Raw genomic sequence first — 17,639 nt, forward strand, 5'->3', positions numbered from 1 at the left:
ATTTGAACACGACCTCTGTTTCAATAGAAGTCGTGTTTTTTATCATTTGTCCATTTTAAAGAGTGAATGGTAAAATTATCTATAGTTAAAAAAAGGAGGGGCTTATTATTGAAAGACTTATAGAAAATATAGTAGCAAAAACAAAACAATCTCTTAACCTACATAACTATCACTTATTCCAGCATTCGATCAACCGCCACATTACAAATGATAAACAAACCACTTATCTTCTCACGATGGAATGGTTTCCGGAGCATGTCATTGATCGCGAAGAAGAATGTAATCCACCAGGGACGGTCGTAGTAGATGTGAATATCCATAGCGGAGAGATCGTTAGTATCATCACAGTAGAGGATACATCTTACACGTCGCTTATGAAATTTCAAACGTTTGAAGAAATGGTTTCACAGATTGAAACAATAACAGATTTAACATACGGAGCCCATTTTAAATTAAAGGAAGAAGAAGATCGCACGTATCGTTTTCAGGCTTATTTAGATGAAATTCTGTCTCCCATTGGAGAAATTGAAGTTTGCCTTGATGAGAATGGCCAACTTCTTTCTTATTTAAAATATGGAGATTTCCCTTTACGGTCTAGTCATAGTCAGCGCTCTTCGCTCAAAAAAGAAGAGTGCATGGATATTATTCAACAGCAGATACGCCTTATTCACATTCCGTCCTTTGAGGAAGAAGTACATATTCCTGTATATGGAATAGAAGAACTATATGTTGTAGGTGAAGACCGGTTTTTACGCCCCTATAATATCGTTCAACACAATGGGACGATCGTGGACGTTCATCAAGTGTTAACATGGGATACAACGCTTCAGGCTCCATTTGAACAAGGGAACGTTTCCTTTCAGGACAAAATTTCACTAGATGAGGTGAAACAAAGAGCGACTCATCCAGATTTGTTGCCGATTTCTGATGAGCAAAAGCAGTTATGTATAGCAGCTGTGACGGATTGCCTTCGTCAAGAGTTTCCAAACGATTCTGGGAAGTGGGAGCTTGCACGTATAGAGCGTCACAATGGATACATTCACGGAATACTTCATCCACTCGCTTCCCATGACCAACATTCGGCATTTAAAACAAAATGTACGATGATCATAAATCTTGAAACGAATAAAGTCATGACGTATATAAATAATGAAATGCTGATGGCACCATTTAAAGAGTTTACAGCAGCTCCAAAGGCTGTTGTCACAAAGGCAGAAGCGATAGAAAAACTGTTGTCTCGTATAGAGCTTAAGCCTCGTCATATTTTCAATGAAGAAAAAGATCAATATGTTCTAGCATCGCTCCTTGACTGTGATTATGGTGTTCATGCCGTAACGGGTGAGCTGCTGCGATTAGCAGATATTTAAGGCGAAAAGTGCAGTTTTGCTACTGCACTTTTCTTGACAAACAAAGTTCCTTCACCATACAATTATCTTGAATTAAAAATAAATGAATACATGATAATAATCATTTAATGGGGTGAGGATTTGATTCAAGTACATAAAGCAAACGCAAGACATGCGGTTAAGACGGATTGGCTAGAAAGTCACCTTAGCTTTTCATTTGGTCCGTACTATGATTCAGAGAATATTCAGTTTGGTCCACTTCGAGTGTTTAATGATGACACGGTACAGCCTGACAAGGGATTTGGAATTCACCCTCATCGGGAAGCAGAAATTGTTTCCATTGTTTTAAAAGGTCAGTTAAAGCATGAGGACAGTCTTGGCAATTCAGGAACGTTGCACGTAGGGGATGTTCAAGTAATGAGCGCAGGTACGGGCGCACTTCATTCCGAGTTTAATCCGTCGTCTACGGAAGAGACACAGTTTTTACAGCTTTGGTTTTTACCGAATAAAAGTCAGTTAACGCCTTCATATGAAGATGTATCTTATGACCAAGAACAGCTTCGTAATCAGCTTCTACCGATTATTTCGCACACACCATCCGCAAACGTAGCGAAAATTAATCAAGATGTGACTCTATATCTTTCAAAACTTGAACAGGGGAAAGAGTTAACGTTTGACCAACCAAAAGGTCGAAAAATCTATGTGTTTACGATTGAAGGCGAGCTCCGCTTAAATGCAGAAACTGTAGTAGAAAACCGCGATGCTGCAAGAGTAACAGATACGGAGAATCTTCATATTAAAGCATCAGAAGACAGCTTCTTTTTACTAATTGACCTACCAGGAGGGGAGTAACATATGTTAATGATTCGACATGCTATTGGCAGCCGCTTATTTTTGCAAACAGAAGATTATTCGATTACTCCTCGTGGAGAACAGTGGCTCATTTCTTGCCGCGCAACAGAAGAAGAACAAAGCAATTTACTAGAGTTTCGCCACGAACTGAACTTATTTCATGTGACCGATGAAAACAAAACGTGGTATTACTCCTCAAAAGGAGAAGTTCATGAAGGGAACGGAGCAATTACGATTGTTGCGGATCATCAAACCATATACCCGAAAGAAGAGAAGTAGTTCTCAAAAGAGAGAATCAACAAAAAAGTTGGTTCTCTTTTTTGTTTAAAGGAATTTACAGCTGTCTGTTTCTTACAAATAAAACTTATGATAGCCTTAGACTATTGTATTATCGCAAGGAAAATAATTAAGCATAGGGGGGATTATAGTGGATAAAGAAATAGAGAAAATAATTGTAAAAACATTTTTCACCAAAAGGCTACAAGACAGGGTTTTATTTGAAATGTCTTCAGCTAAGAAACGCAAAGATGCTTTAAGTCGTCTTTGTCATTCTTATGGAACAACTCTTCGTAATGAGTATATGGTAGATATTCCGAAGCCAAATTCCGACCCCGAAGCAATAGCAAAGGTATTAAAGCAAAATGGAGCCGGGAATTCCTGTTATGTACTTTCCTGGAATGAAGAAATTGATGGACAAAAACTACCATTATTGACTGCCTTAGAACATGCTGTCGGGATGGGGATGCCCTCAATTATTTCATGTATACCCGATAAACTTGCTTATTTTGAAGGTGAGCTAGAAGCTCTTCCTCCCCCAAGATTTTTATTAAAAAGGCCATAACAAAGCGACCTCGTATGTAAATAAGTTTACTGAGGTCGCTTGTTTTCTATTATATCTTTGTTTGTTATGTGCTCTTAATGAATAAAATCCATCCACTTCTTATGCGTGGCTGTTTCGTCTTCCTGTTCTTCTTAAAACAAAGCTAACAATTAGGATTAAGATAATTGCTCCGATGATTGAAGGGATGATAGCAAAGTTACCGATTACAGGTCCCCAGCTTCCTAAAATAAGTCCACCTAACCAAGAACCAATAAAACCAGCGATAATATTTCCGATAATACCTCCAGGGACGTCACGTCCTACGATTAGTCCAGCAAGCCACCCAATAATTCCACCTACGATTAAAGTCCATATAATTCCCATTTTTAATTTCCTCCTTCTAAGTTAGTTAATTATTTCTACCCCTTCCGAAAAATTGTTAATCATTTTTCATCAAAAAATAAGGAATTTTTACTGAAGAAGAAAACACAGGAGCGGTGAAGACTCTCTTATAAACGATTAAAATTAAACATTCCTTTTGATGCATAAGTGTCTTTTTCTATCGTACATAGAGAAAAAAGAAGGTGAAAAGGGGACCGTTACGTTACGAGAGATCGCATTCTAAAATAAATGAGGGGAAGCGCCATATACAGAAAAAGTAGAGGTTAATAAAAAACACGTATCACCGCGTAGTGCCAGTGATACGTGTTTAACAAAAAATAAAGAGATCCTATTCGTGTTTTAATATTTATAAGATTGCCCGCCATCGATTGGAATAACTGTGGCATTAATGAAGTTTGCTTGATCAGATAGAAGGAAGGCAACTAAGTAACCTACTTCTTCCGGTTTTCCAAATCGTTTCATTGGATTAGTCTCAACGAATTGTTTTCCTACTTCTTCCCAATTTTCAGGATCAATTTGTTTTAGTGACCCTTCAACCATTGGAGTCATAATGGCACCAGGAGCGATTGCTTTAATACTAATTCCATATTGACCATATTCAATACCAGAGTTTCGTGTTAATCCAACTACGCCATGTTTACTAGCTGCATAACCAGATTGACTTCCGATTCCACGAATACCACCTACTGAAGCAGCATTAACAATTGAGCCAAAACCTTGTTTGCGCATCACTTTTAATACGTATTTTAGACCGAAAAAGACACCATTTAAGTTCACGTCCACTACTTTTTGAAATTCGTCGGTACCATACTCTTCTGTTAGGCTTTGTTTTCCTTCAATTCCTGCATTGTTGAAAAAAGCATCAATTTTCTCAAATGTCTCTACTGTTTGATTAATAAAACTTTCAACTGCTTTTTCGTCCGTTACATTTGCTGTAATAAGCAATACTTCTGCACTTGGAACAGCTTCTAGAACTTTTGCTTTTGTTTCTTCTAATGAAGAAGAATTCAAATCAACGAGTGAAAGTTTTGCTCCTTCTTTCGCTACTTGTAAAGCAGAAGCTTGTCCAAGTCCAGATCCAGCACCTGTAATTAAAACTACTTTTCCATCAAAACGATTTGTCATTGAAAATTCCTCCCTAATGATTTTTATAAAATTATTTTTAGTTGAGTACTCTCTAACTAAAGATCTATACGTATGTCAGGCTTTACTAATAGCTACAACATGTATTACTGAGCTGTATATCCACCGTCTAAAGTTAAGCTACTACCCGTCATAAACGAAGAGTCATCAGATGACATGAATAAAACTGCTTTTGCCATTTCTTCTGCTTTACCTAAGCGTTTTAAAGGTGTAATAGAAGCTAATGCTTGTTTGTCCTCTTCCGGTATAATAGGGGTATCAATAAACCCAGGGCACAGTGCGTTAATGCGAATATTTTGATCCGCATATTCAAGGGCAAGGGAACGAGTTAAGTTAATAACGCCACCTTTTGCAGCATTATAAGCCGCTGAGCCAGGTGAACCTACCCATCCATACATAGAAGCCGTATTAACAATCGTACCGCCGCCTGTTTTTAACATGTTACGGATGGACTCACGTGCTACTAAAAAGACCCCGTCTAAGTCAACGTTTACCGTTTTGCGCCATTCTGAATATTCCAAGTCATGTGAAGGGTGAACACGACCGATTCCTGCATTATTGAAAACGACATCTACTGTCCCAAATGTAGAAACAGCTTGTGCAAAGATATTTTCAACTTCTTCTTCACTCGTAATGTCAGCTTTTATGAAGAGAACATGCGGTGTGATCGCTTTCAATTCTTCTTCAAAAGCTTTTCCTTTTTCTTCGTTTAAGTCCACCAAAACGACTTTGGCACCCTCTGAAACAAATAAACGTGCTGTTTCTGCTCCAATACCAGAAGCTCCTCCAGTTATAACGGCTACGTTATCTTGTAATTTCCCCATTTCTAATCCTCCCAGCATGATGAATCAGCTATCATATTTTGAACAAAAATGCTAGATTAGTTTTATACATGTGCGTTTTTGTTCACAATTTAATTTTACTCCTCAGCTTATATTTAACAATCATTAATATTTCAGCAAGTGTCTACTAGATAGACACTCGAAGAGAATGTGTCTATTTTTAGGGAGGTTTTTTTATGCACAGCGAACAAAGTGAAGAATCAAAGCGCCAGCATCGAACGAAAGAACACTTAAAACAAGCGCTGATTAAACTCATAAAAGAGAAGGGGTATCATAATGTAACGGTTAAGAATATTGTTGATTCTGCTGCTTACAATCGGAGTACCTTTTACATTCATTATCCTGACAAAATTGAACTTGCCAACGATCTGCTGGCCAACATGCTTCAAGGTCTAGAAAAATCATTAGGAATGCCGTATCAGAGGGGACATAAAAAGTACACAGCTAATCTCAATGAGCTCTCTCTTGACATCGTCTTCTACATCTATAACAATCGCCATTTTTTTGAGCTCATTAATCAGGACGATACGTTGCCAGGATTGCATATACAGTTTCCGCAAACAATTGTGAAAATATATAAAGAGCAATTTGTTTTTGAAACGATTAATCGTATACCCGTCAATATGGAATATTTTAAACGCTATACAGCTTATGGATTTTATGGGCTTCTTCAAAATTGGATACGAAATGGTTTTCAAGAAACACCGCAGGAATTTATCCGTGAAGTAATTGATTTAGCAAAAACACATATCTATTCAATCGAGTATATCGGAAATGAACCATCAATTAACGGAAGGAGCAATTAAATACATGGATGTATGGAAATACAATTTAGTGAATGATACAATCAGCCAAAACCCTGGGTATTTGCTTCCTAACGAGATGCATTTTGACATTTACATTGGGCCAGATCAAGAGCTTTGTATCGTAGGCAGAGTAGATCATAATTATATTTGCTGGGCATCGATCACTCATTGCACGGAAACCGATTTGTCTGTTTCAATCATCAACCGTTTATTAAACTTGAATCCGACTATGTTTTCAACAACAGGCTATGCGCTATCATCCCATTATGAAAAAGTAATGACCTGGCATCGGTTTAGCATCCTTAAAAAGGAGAGAGACGGTCAAAGTCAATACTTTTCTCAAGGCACTCATTTGTATTTTGATACAAATCACAGGTATCTCGCAAAATGGCTAGCAAATGAAATATCCTGTTTCTATACACAAGAATCGTTAAAGTGTCAGTTTCGTTTGGTGGATAAAACTTATGTAACCATTTTAAAAGGATACGAAAAGCTTTTAAAACGAGAGAAAAGCGTGGAGCACTATTTTGATACAAAGCCACTTCGCTCGATATTAGAAGCGGAAAGTTATTTACGGTTAGCTAAGGATCAAGACGTTCGAAGTACATATTTGAGCTGTATGAAAGAGTGCCAGAGCCTCTATAATCTTTATATGTCAAAAGTGAGATAGGAAAAAAATTGCTGATGTAGGCTTGATTGATAGCACAAACGCTTATGTGCTATCAATCAAGCCCTTTGTTAAATAGGGGAGGGAGCCGGTTAGTCTACAAGTCCACGTGTTCTGCTACTCTTCTTCCTCAAGAAAAATAAAACCACGATCAATAATATCCTGTAAATACTCATTAAAGCTTGTAGCAATTACTTTATATTCGTCTGGATCATGGAGAAAGCGCACGATTTGGCCAGGCACTCCATCAGCAGCAGGATTAAAGTCAATATAGAGACTTGAGGTTCCACCGTTATTCATGCAGTCCGAAAAATGAATGTACGTTCCAGGGAGTAATCCTTCTTGATTTATCTTCGGATCCACAGCATCTCTGTCTTCTAAAAGATAGGAGACGTCTTGTTCTTCCTTTGAACTCTCCATCATCTGCTGGGCGGACAGTAAGTAGTAGGGGTATCTGCCATCTTCAACATCTGACCCAAGCACACACACCGCAATTTTACTTTCCCCATACGTTCGCCAAAAGGTGCCATCAATCTGTTGGAGTAAAGCGAGCAGCGATTCTGGACAATTTGGATACGTTGACCTTAATTGTTCTAAATCCTCTTTCGTCGCCCCGTACGATTTTTGAAGTTCTTCAAGTTCATCAGCTGGCAATGCAGCTCTTAATCCATTTAAATAGCGAGTGACTAAATTCATTTCTTCAACCTCCTGTGAGTGACGATGACATACGTTTACAACATTCATTCAATAATTAAGCTAATTTTACCATATGCACAGCTCATAATCCTTAAATAATAGGGCAAAGTTCATCATCTCTCAGTAAAGAAACAGCTTCTTTCGTTCATTTCCCACTATAAATCGAGCGCGTAGTTCGTTGTGAAAACCCTGTGAATTAGTTATATAATTGATGGGTCATTTATTTTTACGAAAACGCAAACTAAAATGATTGACATATCAATTATATTGATTTAATATCATGACTATACCTTGTAAATAAAGGTTAAGAACATTAATTGACGGGTCATTTAATTTGTGTTACATTTTGACAACATCATTCTCTTATAGTATATTAGTTGATATATCAATTATACGGAGGAGTGATGTTTTGCCTAGCTATTGTTCAGAACAAGGGAAAATTATTTATCAGCTGAATGACATTTACAAATTGATGAGTCCAAAGTTTGAGCGCTGCACTGGAATTAGCCAGTCACGTTTGGAACTTCTTCATAAATTATTTGATGTGGATGAAATCAGTCAAACCCAGCTACAAAAAGAGGTTTGTATAGATGGAGCAGCCGTCACAAGACATTTAAAGCAGCTTGAAGCTAAAGGAATGGTGGCGCGCAGAAAAAACCCTGCGGATAATCGTTTTACATTTGTTCGTCTAACAAAAGAGGGAAGAGAGCAGATCGAATCCTTTAAGAAAGAAAAAGAACAGTTCATCAACCGAGTGCTTGATGGCCTTACAGAACAAGATTTGAAGGGATTGTCTGTCACTCTTTCTCGAATTCAAGACAACGTCAATAAAATACAGTATTGAAGAAGAGGGGAAATGAATATGAACAGCACGAGAAACAATGACTTTAAAGACATTATTACAGGTCGTCGTTCCATTCGAAATTACGATAAAAGCGTAAAAATCAGCAAAGAAGAAATGACGGAGATTTTAACAGAAGCAACGCTTGCACCATCTTCTGTTAACCTTCAACCATGGCGCTTCCTTGTCATTGATAGTGAAGAAGGGAAAGCAACGCTTGCACCACTTGCAAAGTTTAACCAAACACAAGTTGAAACATCATCTGCTGTGATCGCTGTTTTTGTTGACATGAACAGCCTTGATTATACAGAGCGTATTTACAATGAGGCAGTTGAAAAAGGATATATGCCGGCTGAAGTAAGAGACAGACAAATTCCTGGAATCAAAGGATTATTAAGTCAATTACCAGATCAAGCAATGCGCGAAATGAATTTAATTGACGGTGGTCTTGTCTCTATGCAACTAATGCTTGCTGCTCGTCACCATGGATATGACACAAACCCAATTGGTGGGTATGAAAAAGATCAAATTGCAGAAGCATATCGAATGGACAAAGAACGTTACTATCCAGTTATGTTGCTTTCAATCGGAAAAGCAGTAGACGAAGGATATCCATCTGTACGTCTACCAATTGATGAAATTACAGAGTGGAAATAAACCAATACGAAAAAGAGGAGAATGAACATGATTATTACACACGCTGAACTACAAGTAAACCCTGCAAAGGTAGAAGAATTTTTAGTTGAAATTCGCACGCTTATCGCTGCATCTAAACAAGAAGAAGGAAACGTAGACTACACGCTTAAACGTGATGTAGAAAACCCAAATCATTTCACAATGATCGAAATTTGGAAAGACATGGACGCGGTTCAAAGCCATAACACAAGCGCACACTTCCAAGCATTCGTTGGAAAAGCGAAAGAATTCTTAGCTGGGCCACTTTCTGCTCGCATGTTTAATGGAGAAGAATTAAAGCTTTCTTAATTCGAAATAAACGAAAAAGACCGGTGCGTGCACCGGTCTTTTTCATGTCAATGATTATAATTTGAATTGAGGATTGTCTTTATGTAAAAAGAATAAGGCATTTGTCCCTGCTGGTAATCATCTACTTGCCTGATGATACTAATTTTCGTGTCTTAGCATCATATATTTTATAGCTAATTTCAAACTGATGATCCTTTGTAACGGTTACTTGGCAATAATATGGAATTGACTTACCATAAGCATCAAGGTTAGGGATGTCCCTAAACATAAAATCTTCACCCGTATCAGTCATTGCAAAGTCCGCTTCCGAAGAACGACCTGCGGAATCAATGTCGATCACACATTTTCCACTGACAGTGTCATATTCCTTCAGGACAATATACTTTAGGCTAGGAACAGTCATCACTAGACAAAAAACGCCTATTATCAAAGCCAATAGGGTTTTACCTATATTCAATAGGGTATAACTCCTATTACGGTATATAGCAATAGATCTAACTATCGCTACAATCAGCAATAAAAATCCAATCATTAGCAGTACATAAAACATTAACATTTTATTTTATCCATTTCCTTTAACTATTTTTATCTCAAACTGACCCATAGGTTAACTATGCGCCTTTTATCCAACTTGAAACTTTTCTAATTCTTAGAGGGCTCAAACTGTAATTCGCTTCGTTTAAACCACTTGTTATTATAATCGCACATTTAAGAAATCGTCAAATTATGCCACATATGGTTTTGACAGGCAGTCGTTTAAAGCGTAGAATTGGTCTAAGCCACAAGGAACCTACATGTATTAGCATTTGGGTAATCTTCAATAAAGGAGCATTTACATTTGAAAAATCAATTTTCCCAGTTAATTAACGATAATGACAGTATTCATATCTATTATAATATTGAAGATAGCGAAGGCTACTTAAACAATCTTGTCTCTTACATTGTTTCAGGAGTAGAAGAAAAGAGACATACGTTAGTAATTGAAAGCGAGAAATTAATTCCTTTGCTTTTTGAAAAGCTAGAAAAAACTCTGACGAAAGAACAGCTCACGTATATCCATACCATTAATAATTTTGATTATTACTGTTCGAGCGGAAGTTTTCAACCACCTGTCATTTTCGACCACCTTTCTAAACATTTAGATCCTTTTTATAAAAATAATTTGTCGTTTCAAATATGGGCCCATGTGGAATGGGGACAACAAGAAGGTGTTGTACCTATTTTAGAGGAATTTGAAAATGATGCAGATAAATTAGTAAACGAAGGCGGGCTATATTTAGTTTGCGCGTATGATGAAGAAAGAGTGACGGACGTTCTGAAGCTTGCATTAATGAAATCACATCCATACGTTATTTCAGAAAATAAAATTACCCCATCTGATTTGTATACCCTTACAAATGCAATATGATGGGTAATGTTTAAAGATTTTTAATTTAAAAAACGAAAACAGAAATAAACATTGCTACATAATCAAGCACGTTACTTGTCGTTTTCTAGAATCTATCTTCTACATAGAAAACAAACCTTCAGCTATGACATGTCTTCCACTTGATTACAACACTTTGTTTTAAAACCTTTTTCCCTAAATTATGAGAGAGTGACAACGAGCTAGTATCAACTATTTCCGGAGGCGCTATGCATAGAAATCAGGCTTTATACGCTTTTCTAATGGACAATATTCCAACGTTAACGGAGGCATGGTACGCTTCGTTAAGCAAAGAAAGAAGGAACGGTATTTATTCTTCTCATAATCCCCGAGTAGTAGAGAAGCTAAAACAGCACAACTATGAGTTTCATCGTCACTTTTGCGAGATTTTTATATTGAGTGAACAAGATTTCAAGACTAATTTTCGTCCGTGGATTAAAGAAATGGTCCAAGACGTTACGTATTATCAAACACCTTTTCACCTCATCATTCAGGAGTTTATGAGAAACCGTGAACTTTATTTTTCCCTTCTTGACACCTATACGTCTCAACACGAAGATGTATCCCAAAATTTAGAGCGCATTTGGATGAAATTAATTACGAGAATGTTTGATGACGTCATTTGTACCATTGCTGAAGAAGCTGATCAAGCGGCTCAAGTACGATTGAAAGCACAGCGTGAGCTTATTAATGAACTTAGCGCTCCTGTTATCAGTCTAAAAGATTGTGACATTTCCCTATTACCGTTGATCGGAACAGTGGATGAAGAAAGGGCAAAAATTATTTTAGAAGCTACGTTAGAACAATGTATAATGATGAAAATCAAAAAACTTTATATCGACCTATCAGGAACAAGTATCGTTAGCAGCTTAGTGTGTCATCACCTCGATAAATTGATTGCTGCACTACGAATCATCGGAATTGAAACTGTACTTTGTGGAATGAGAGCAGAATTTGCACAGGATGCTACACAGCTTGGATTTGTGTTTGAAGGGGTTGAGATAAGGTCTAGCCTTTCCCAAGCTCTAGCTATTCACTCGTAGTTGTAAAACAAAATATGTATGAGAAGCCTTTAGGAGAGATCTTAGAGGTTTTTTCTTGTTTAACAAGTGTTACATAGGTTCATTTTTTATTTTGAAACTACCCGTATACAAATTCATAACATCTCATTGCTATACTAGGCTTGAGTTATTGATATAACATTTATATATAGTGAAAAAAAGGGAGAGATAATTTCCTAAGGGGAACAAACATCCTTTAATTAATACTTCACTCTATCATTTCACACTTGGTAAAATGCAATTAGCTGAAATATCTATTCAACGAAAAACACTAAATTTATACAAACTAAAAATAATAAGAAGGTGGAAACGTGTCATTTAATCTCGTAATTAATAGTTGGAGTGTCAATGAGTATGAAGAAATAGTAGGGAACCTTTCTATACGTATGAATCAGAAAAAAGTTTTAAGCGTGAATACAGATATTGAATTTTTAATTGATCAATTCTATCAATGTTACATAGCATTAATAGAAGAAAAGGATTTTCTATTATCTCTTCAAAATTGTGAAGTTGTGCTAGAAATTGAACGTGTAGATCAGTTTATAAGAATCAAAAAAGGAAGGAAAGATCTTGCAAAAGTACCGATTAAAGATTTTCTAACAGGGCTATTATCATTTTTGAAGAAAGCTACTCAAGGCTTTTTAGATCAAGCTGGTCAGCTATCTTATTCTTTAAGAATGGTGTCTGAAAACATTGCGATGATTGATCTCCATCACAGTAATTTATGTCAGCGCTTAGTAGATTGTGCTCCCTATTACTCTAATCCCATATTTACAGAGTTTGAATCAACGACAAAGCACAGCCTCAAATGGTCTGCTTTAGGTAATTTCTTTAATCGATCGAGTTATGTTTCCATGTCAAAAAAATTCATGATACGCTCTATTTTTGGAGAAGAAATGTTTGCGTTGGATTTGCAAACAAAGCGGTTAAAGTGGTCTCAAAAACTGGTAGATGATTATATGCCTAATGCGTTTCTAGAGACTGATCAATCCATTATAGTATGGAATGACGCCCATGAAGATGACATAGATGACGTAAAGATGATTGCTTATAATATCAAAACTGGCTCTGTTTTATGGAAAAAAGATTGGAGCAAAAGAGTTCTGAATGCCCAATTATTAAGCGATAACAAGTTAACTATTTTACTAGAGGATTCTTTTAGCTGCATTGATATAACTACAGGTAAACTCGTAGGCAATATGTCCATAGATATAAAACCTAGCGAAATATACTATGATTTAGATGCTAATTACGTCATAATGGCAGGATCTCCGATTGATGATGAGTATGAACTTTATTTGCAAGCAATTGATCTGTATTCTTATAAAGTTTTATGGACAAAAAATATACCATTTTGTCCAAATGCACCTTCCAGCATAAACAAGCATGGGTTTTTCAACGTAACGGAAGACCGCATCCAGTGCTGGTCGTTCAATAAAAATTGCTGTACGTTACAACTTGAAGAACCATTATTGCATCAAGAAGAACCTCTGTTTATTGATTTTTTTGAATCAGCGCTACTTCTTTGTTCAATTGATTATAATTTTGAAGGATCACAAACGATTGTCCGAATTTTTGATCGAACAACACTAAAAGAGCGTAAACATTTTGTTTTAAAAGGGCAGCAAGAAATCCCATCTACCTTGATGAACGAGAAAATGATTGTACCTCTAGAAAAAGGGCAAATTTATTTAATTGATCTTAAAAAAGAGGAACTTAGCAAGAGATTTGAGCTTATAGATGAGATAGAAGAAAAGCCTCTTGTTTGCAACGATTTTGTCTTTGTATCAGCAAAAAGCGGACACTTGAAGGCAATACATATGACTTCAGAGCAAGTAGAAATGGACGTAAAACTACCAAGAGAATTATTCGGGACTGGCTCTATTCAATCTGTTTGCCATTCGGAATTGGAGGGTTATTATTTCGTCTCGGCTGACGGCAGTATATTTAATATCGCCTAACCGGAACATTAATCGATTGAAGATCAAAAAATTTAGCTATAGATATACTCAATTTCAAAACTGAGACATGAATATTTAATAGGTATCTATACTGCGTTAATTAACATGACAGGGAAGTACTATTGTTTAAGGGTTTCAACTATTTTGTAGTACGTGTAACGTTCTTGCTTCATATTCCGTTTATGTATAAGATCAGCTTTTACAAAAGGGGGATGAAAATGAATAAAAAGAAGTGTTATGCTCTTTTGAGTGGAAGTACAGCCATCATTCTTAGTATAGGCATATGGAGTTATTCTACGATGGATCGTCCAACATCTTATGCGAGTGAGCAACATCAAAAAAAGGAAATTCTTCATCAGATTGAAGCCGCACCCAAAAGAGAAATCACAGGAATCTTTCCGTCCTATACATTAGAAGAATTGAAAGAGAAGGCAACGTTAATTGTAGTGGGGACTCCGACGAAAATCCTTGATAGTTATGAAAAACAACATGCACCATTCACTAAATACAAGTTTCATCTTTCCAAAGTATATAAAGGTGACGGTGAAGAGGGGACAGAAATTGAGCTTCTCCAGGACGGGAATAAAGATGCCTCATATAACGTTCATCCCCTAATGGAAGTAGGAGAAAAGTATATATTGTTTCTCAAAAGAAGTTCCACTGGCGCTTTAATTATGGTTGGAGGACCTGCTGCAAAATATGAATATAATAAAGAGGAAAAAGTATTTGAGAGTATCGATGGCGGAAGAATAGATGAACATTTGGAACGAAAGTAAATTTTCTTCCAAACCATGATGATAGAGGGTAACGTTCTTACTTCGTTACGATTCAAAGCATTTTTAAATTTGTAAGATAGTCGAAAAGAAGCCATTGTATTAATCTAAAAAGGACAGGCATCTAAAAAATAAGTGACTGTCCTTTTTAAAATATATATTCTTTTGAAAAAGTGCGTTGTTTGCTTAGACTCGAGCAGTGCATGTCTATTGATTAAGAGTTTGTTCTTAGTATCAAATCCCTAGGTTAACTCTTAGAAAATCTTAGGCTAGTCCAATAAATCCTAAAAAACTTAAACCAAGTCCGACTAATATAAAGAAAACCTTCCATACATACCAAGGCGTTTTATTCATGACAAGAAGAAAAACGTTTATGATAATGGTGTCTAAAATGCCATCTCCCATTGCTGGACCAACACCTTTTCCTATGTCAGGGCTATGTCCTTTTTTATTATACCTAATTCCTAAAATCAGGGTCACTATGCCCATTAAAAGAATGAATACTTTACATAAAACTAGAACCATCTTGTTGCTCCTTTTACAGTTTTGTTTTTTTCGTCATTTTAGTATGGGGGAAGGGGGACAACCTTAGAAAAATCGTTTCGTTTCTTCACGCTATCTGTTAAATACCCTTTTTTCCAAGTTCTTTGCGAATTCGGTAAGAGGAGGTGATCGTTGTGTAGCTCATAAAGGAAAATAATAAAATAGCAGGTATAGCAATTACTATTTTTGTTTGCGCTACAATGGATAAGACGATGCCACACAGGGCACCTTGAATAGCGCTCATCGCAGCCAGGCGATTTTTTGCGGTTTTTTTGCTTCTCTTTATTTTTACGTAGAAGAAAACCCAGCCGATCCAAGAGATTAATAAGAATCCTAAATAAATCATAAAATACGTATCCATTTTTAATCCTTTCTTATTAACTTATTTTGTAGAATAGAATATTTTGAAGGATGGCAGTGGTAACGGTTTTATATGTGAGCTAATCGTTTAATGAAATAAATACCAAGGGAGATTTTACATCATTTAAGGGAGTTTGGATACAGGTATATAGACCTTATTTTGTAACTTGCTCGGTCCTAATAAAAAACTTTTCCAGGTAGGATGTTGCCAACAAAAAAAGATTGCTCATGGGCTATCGTTCATCATTCTGCTTGCTTACTTTTTTCTTTCAACATAGAAGGTATGTGAGGAGTGTATCTCCAAGACCTATGAGGATATAGTGTAATTTTGATTTATCCCCACTCCATAATATAAGTAATCAAAGGGGGATACCCAAATAACCAACGTTATATATGTAATAAGCGCATAAATAAAATCCCCTTATTTGTGAAGCATAAAAATGAGGTGATTAACTTGAGATGGAATAGTTTTTTTAAATTTTTAGTTGTCCTTTTATTTCTATTTTCGTTTGCTGATCGTTCACATGCAAAGGAGCAGCCATCAAAAAACTTTCTAAACGGTTTTAACGTTGACATAACGGGACACGATACCTATTCTTTTGGTGATTTTAATCAAGTTGGCTACAAAATTACGCCACTTGCACAGTTGTTTTTAGCAATCCTTCAGACAGAACACGAGTGGATTGATGAACCGCTTCTTTATCTAAAAGGGAATAAGGGATATTTTCATTTGTGGAAGGAAGATGGAACCAACGTACTGTATACAGTCAAAAAACAGCCAAGTAAAGATTCGGCAGAAATGTGGGGAATTGTAGAAGTTCAACGAACCAAGGTGAATCGCATTCCGGTATCGAAGACATTGCTTAAAGAAGCGCTGATAGAACGATTGGTAGACTCCATTTCTGAGGGGATTACACATCACTAGGGTGAGTTCAAACTCTGGAGCAGAGGTGAAGAAAAGATTCTTCACCTGACGAACGATGAAGGAAATATCCTAGTAACGGTGCAAGTAACGACATTCGAAGGAGCTCATAATCCGCCTTATGGGGAGGAGATTATTACTTTTCATATTTTGAGTGGTGGGGATGTTAAAGAAGTGAATTATTATCATAGAGATATCCCGGAGAATGAACACCCCAAGCTGAAATTCCGCTGATGAACAGAAGAACAGCTGTTCATCATAAAGATTACAAAAAATATTACTTCGGTTAGAATATGTTTTTTACTCATATCTCGTCTTTCTAGGTAACATGATGGAGAAAGCTGATATTTCCAGAAACAGCACAGCAGAAAAAAGAGGGCGAAATCCCCTCTTTTGCTTACGTGTTCTTCAGATGCAAATTAGTCCTGATCGTCATCAAGACTTCTGTCTCTAATATCACCCGCAAAGGACCACCCTTTACGGTCAAGAAAGCTCGTAAACTCATCTAAAAATTCATTTATAGGTAAAGGGCCTGAAAAATCTTTCACTGAAATGGTTCCTTCTATTTTCACTTCAGTAACTTCGTTTTTACTGCGCTTCTTTTCATTTTCCCATACAGGTTTCCATAAGGGGTCTTTCTCATAGCCGTTGTTCTTTACGTTTTTTAAATATTGTGGTTCACTAGCACCAATAGTAATGAAATTTCTTTGGGCTTGTCTTAGGCATACGCCGTTGGCTCCGCCCCAATAGTCTGGATCTTCATTCATCACGTAATCGTCTTGCCAAAAACACATCTTGCAAATTTCATCACTACCATTTTCTTCTTCCGACAATGTTCTATAACCGCAGCAAGGACAAGTATATTTTTGCATCATTTGTAAACCTCCCTATTATCTATCACCTGATAACCTTCTAAATGAATCAAACTATAGCATCAGCCATCGCTTAAAAGAAATACCAATTGAGCTAGCCTATTGTAACATTTCTGTGTAATTATTCATCTTTTTTTGGAAAATAAAGGAAATTAGGAAGGTCTATATTAAATCTAGCGGAACGATACTTAAATAGGGAATATATGTAATTTTCTTGAAATTAGGAAGGGCTTATTAGGTTTTAGTATGGCTCGATTCGCTCCATGAACAAATGCCAATAGAACCATTTAGAGAGAGGGTAGAATTAATAAGTATAAGGAAG

General features: G+C 36.5%; 20 protein-coding genes and 2 pseudogenes. 14 read left to right on the forward strand and 8 right to left on the reverse strand.

Annotated elements, in window-relative coordinates:
* The first annotated feature begins 236 nt into the window (after nt 1–236).
* The 4 genes from IE339_RS10285 (at nt 237) to IE339_RS10300 (ending at nt 3,039) form a co-directional block, all read left to right on the forward strand.
* Nucleotides 237–1,367 (forward strand): hypothetical protein, encoded by a 1,131-nt coding sequence (locus IE339_RS10285; RefSeq protein WP_242175800.1) that lies wholly within the window; start codon nt 237–239, stop codon nt 1,365–1,367.
* 120 nt (nt 1,368–1,487) lie between these two features.
* On the forward strand, nt 1,488–2,198 hold the full coding sequence (locus tag IE339_RS10290) for a pirin family protein (protein WP_242175802.1): 711 nt from the start codon (nt 1,488–1,490) through the stop codon (nt 2,196–2,198).
* Nucleotides 2,199–2,201: 3 nt separating this feature from the next.
* Complete coding sequence (locus IE339_RS10295; protein ID WP_242175803.1) at nt 2,202–2,477, forward strand: hypothetical protein; 276 nt, start codon at nt 2,202–2,204, stop codon at nt 2,475–2,477.
* Nucleotides 2,478–2,625: 148 nt separating this feature from the next.
* Nucleotides 2,626–3,039 (forward strand): hypothetical protein, encoded by a 414-nt coding sequence (locus IE339_RS10300; protein WP_242175804.1) that lies wholly within the window; start codon nt 2,626–2,628, stop codon nt 3,037–3,039.
* Between the two features lie 99 nt (nt 3,040–3,138).
* Here IE339_RS10300 and IE339_RS10305 read toward each other — a convergent pair whose 3' ends face one another.
* The 3 genes from IE339_RS10305 to IE339_RS10315 all read right to left on the reverse strand — a co-directional run bounded on the left by IE339_RS10305 (nt 3,139) and on the right by IE339_RS10315 (nt 5,387).
* Nucleotides 3,139–3,402, reverse strand: a complete 264-nt coding sequence (locus tag IE339_RS10305) for a GlsB/YeaQ/YmgE family stress response membrane protein (protein ID WP_053400155.1) — start codon at nt 3,400–3,402, stop codon at nt 3,139–3,141.
* Nucleotides 3,403–3,759: 357 nt separating this feature from the next.
* Complete coding sequence (locus tag IE339_RS10310; protein ID WP_242175805.1) at nt 3,760–4,545, reverse strand: SDR family oxidoreductase; 786 nt, start codon at nt 4,543–4,545, stop codon at nt 3,760–3,762.
* Nucleotides 4,546–4,649: 104 nt separating this feature from the next.
* Nucleotides 4,650–5,387: an SDR family NAD(P)-dependent oxidoreductase gene (locus tag IE339_RS10315; protein WP_242175806.1), complete on the reverse strand. Its 738-nt coding sequence runs from the start codon at nt 5,385–5,387 to the stop codon at nt 4,650–4,652.
* A 194-nt stretch (nt 5,388–5,581) separates the two neighbouring features.
* Here IE339_RS10315 and IE339_RS10320 point away from each other — a divergent pair, with 194 nt between their 5' ends.
* Both IE339_RS10320 and IE339_RS10325 read left to right on the forward strand, forming a co-directional pair.
* A complete protein-coding gene (locus tag IE339_RS10320) occupies nt 5,582–6,211 on the forward strand; it encodes a TetR/AcrR family transcriptional regulator (RefSeq protein ID WP_242175807.1) in 630 nt (209 codons plus the stop codon).
* Between the two features lie 4 nt (nt 6,212–6,215).
* On the forward strand, nt 6,216–6,881 hold the full coding sequence (locus tag IE339_RS10325) for a hypothetical protein (protein ID WP_242175808.1): 666 nt from the start codon (nt 6,216–6,218) through the stop codon (nt 6,879–6,881).
* A 114-nt stretch (nt 6,882–6,995) separates the two neighbouring features.
* Here the strand turns inward: IE339_RS10325 and IE339_RS10330 are convergent, their stop codons facing one another.
* Nucleotides 6,996–7,574: an SMI1/KNR4 family protein gene (locus tag IE339_RS10330; protein WP_242175809.1), complete on the reverse strand. Its 579-nt coding sequence runs from the start codon at nt 7,572–7,574 to the stop codon at nt 6,996–6,998.
* Nucleotides 7,575–7,983: 409 nt separating this feature from the next.
* Here IE339_RS10330 and IE339_RS10335 point away from each other — a divergent pair, with 409 nt between their 5' ends.
* Genes IE339_RS10335 through IE339_RS10345 form a run of 3 tightly spaced genes read left to right on the forward strand, consistent with a single transcriptional unit; the run spans nt 7,984 to nt 9,399 of the window.
* Nucleotides 7,984–8,418, forward strand: coding sequence for a MarR family winged helix-turn-helix transcriptional regulator (locus IE339_RS10335; protein ID WP_242175810.1), 435 nt, complete (start codon nt 7,984–7,986; stop codon nt 8,416–8,418).
* A gap of 18 nt (nt 8,419–8,436) precedes the next feature.
* On the forward strand, nt 8,437–9,072 hold the full coding sequence (locus tag IE339_RS10340) for a nitroreductase family protein (protein WP_242175812.1): 636 nt from the start codon (nt 8,437–8,439) through the stop codon (nt 9,070–9,072).
* Between the two features lie 27 nt (nt 9,073–9,099).
* Nucleotides 9,100–9,399, forward strand: coding sequence for a putative quinol monooxygenase (locus tag IE339_RS10345; protein WP_242175813.1), 300 nt, complete (start codon nt 9,100–9,102; stop codon nt 9,397–9,399).
* A gap of 121 nt (nt 9,400–9,520) precedes the next feature.
* On the opposite strand, the gene IE339_RS10350 is transcribed toward IE339_RS10345, so the two are convergent.
* The gene (locus tag IE339_RS10350; RefSeq protein WP_242175814.1) at nt 9,521–9,856 is read right to left on the reverse strand and encodes a hypothetical protein; all 336 of its coding nucleotides are present in this window, start codon (nt 9,854–9,856) and stop codon (nt 9,521–9,523) included.
* Nucleotides 9,857–10,237: 381 nt separating this feature from the next.
* Here IE339_RS10350 and IE339_RS10355 point away from each other — a divergent pair, with 381 nt between their 5' ends.
* From IE339_RS10355 to IE339_RS10370, 4 genes are all read left to right on the forward strand, one after another.
* Entirely contained in the window at nt 10,238–10,807 is a 570-nt protein-coding gene (locus tag IE339_RS10355; protein ID WP_242175815.1) for an MEDS domain-containing protein, read from the forward strand.
* Between the two features lie 227 nt (nt 10,808–11,034).
* Entirely contained in the window at nt 11,035–11,868 is an 834-nt protein-coding gene (locus IE339_RS10360) for an STAS domain-containing protein (protein ID WP_242175816.1), read from the forward strand.
* A gap of 329 nt (nt 11,869–12,197) precedes the next feature.
* The gene (locus IE339_RS10365) at nt 12,198–13,847 is read left to right on the forward strand and encodes a PQQ-like beta-propeller repeat protein (RefSeq protein WP_242175817.1); all 1,650 of its coding nucleotides are present in this window, start codon (nt 12,198–12,200) and stop codon (nt 13,845–13,847) included.
* Between the two features lie 218 nt (nt 13,848–14,065).
* Nucleotides 14,066–14,623 (forward strand): hypothetical protein, encoded by a 558-nt coding sequence (locus tag IE339_RS10370; protein ID WP_242175818.1) that lies wholly within the window; start codon nt 14,066–14,068, stop codon nt 14,621–14,623.
* A 261-nt stretch (nt 14,624–14,884) separates the two neighbouring features.
* Here the strand turns inward: IE339_RS10370 and IE339_RS10375 are convergent, their stop codons facing one another.
* Together IE339_RS10375 and IE339_RS10380 are read right to left on the reverse strand one after the other, a co-directional pair.
* Complete coding sequence (locus tag IE339_RS10375; RefSeq protein ID WP_242175819.1) at nt 14,885–15,145, reverse strand: hypothetical protein; 261 nt, start codon at nt 15,143–15,145, stop codon at nt 14,885–14,887.
* Between the two features lie 97 nt (nt 15,146–15,242).
* The gene (locus IE339_RS10380) at nt 15,243–15,524 is read right to left on the reverse strand and encodes a hypothetical protein (RefSeq protein ID WP_242175820.1); all 282 of its coding nucleotides are present in this window, start codon (nt 15,522–15,524) and stop codon (nt 15,243–15,245) included.
* Between the two features lie 447 nt (nt 15,525–15,971).
* Between IE339_RS10380 and IE339_RS10385 the strand changes: the two are divergent.
* A pseudogene (locus IE339_RS10385) lies at nt 15,972–16,679 on the forward strand (DUF3888 domain-containing protein).
* Between the two features lie 377 nt (nt 16,680–17,056).
* On the opposite strand, the pseudogene IE339_RS10390 reads toward IE339_RS10385, so the two are convergent.
* Nucleotides 17,057–17,317: pseudogene (locus tag IE339_RS10390) on the reverse strand (CPCC family cysteine-rich protein); the annotation flags it as partial.
* Between the last annotated feature and the right edge of the window lie 322 nt (nt 17,318–17,639).

Source organism: Priestia koreensis, assembly GCF_022646885.1.
Taxonomy (GTDB): domain Bacteria; phylum Bacillota; class Bacilli; order Bacillales; family Bacillaceae_H; genus Bacillus_AG; species Bacillus_AG koreensis_A.

What these genes read in the sequence shown, in the direction of transcription:
- IE339_RS10285 (WP_242175800.1), top strand. Translation starts at nt 237, where the DNA reads ATGGAATGGTTTCCGGAGCATGTCATTGATCGCGAAGAAGAATGTAAT.
- IE339_RS10295 (WP_242175803.1), top strand. Translation starts at nt 2,202, where the DNA reads ATGTTAATGATTCGACATGCTATTGGCAGCCGCTTATTTTTGCAAACA.
- IE339_RS10305 (WP_053400155.1), bottom strand. Translation starts at nt 3,402, where the DNA reads ATGGGAATTATATGGACTTTAATCGTAGGTGGAATTATTGGGTGGCTT.
- IE339_RS10310 (WP_242175805.1), bottom strand. Translation starts at nt 4,545, where the DNA reads ATGACAAATCGTTTTGATGGAAAAGTAGTTTTAATTACAGGTGCTGGA.
- IE339_RS10315 (WP_242175806.1), bottom strand. Translation starts at nt 5,387, where the DNA reads ATGGGGAAATTACAAGATAACGTAGCCGTTATAACTGGAGGAGCTTCT.
- IE339_RS10320 (WP_242175807.1), top strand. Translation starts at nt 5,582, where the DNA reads ATGCACAGCGAACAAAGTGAAGAATCAAAGCGCCAGCATCGAACGAAA.
- IE339_RS10325 (WP_242175808.1), top strand. Translation starts at nt 6,216, where the DNA reads ATGGATGTATGGAAATACAATTTAGTGAATGATACAATCAGCCAAAAC.
- IE339_RS10330 (WP_242175809.1), bottom strand. Translation starts at nt 7,574, where the DNA reads ATGAATTTAGTCACTCGCTATTTAAATGGATTAAGAGCTGCATTGCCA.
- IE339_RS10340 (WP_242175812.1), top strand. Translation starts at nt 8,437, where the DNA reads ATGAACAGCACGAGAAACAATGACTTTAAAGACATTATTACAGGTCGT.
- IE339_RS10345 (WP_242175813.1), top strand. Translation starts at nt 9,100, where the DNA reads ATGATTATTACACACGCTGAACTACAAGTAAACCCTGCAAAGGTAGAA.
- IE339_RS10360 (WP_242175816.1), top strand. Translation starts at nt 11,035, where the DNA reads ATGCATAGAAATCAGGCTTTATACGCTTTTCTAATGGACAATATTCCA.
- IE339_RS10370 (WP_242175818.1), top strand. Translation starts at nt 14,066, where the DNA reads ATGAATAAAAAGAAGTGTTATGCTCTTTTGAGTGGAAGTACAGCCATC.
- IE339_RS10375 (WP_242175819.1), bottom strand. Translation starts at nt 15,145, where the DNA reads ATGGTTCTAGTTTTATGTAAAGTATTCATTCTTTTAATGGGCATAGTG.
- IE339_RS10380 (WP_242175820.1), bottom strand. Translation starts at nt 15,524, where the DNA reads ATGGATACGTATTTTATGATTTATTTAGGATTCTTATTAATCTCTTGG.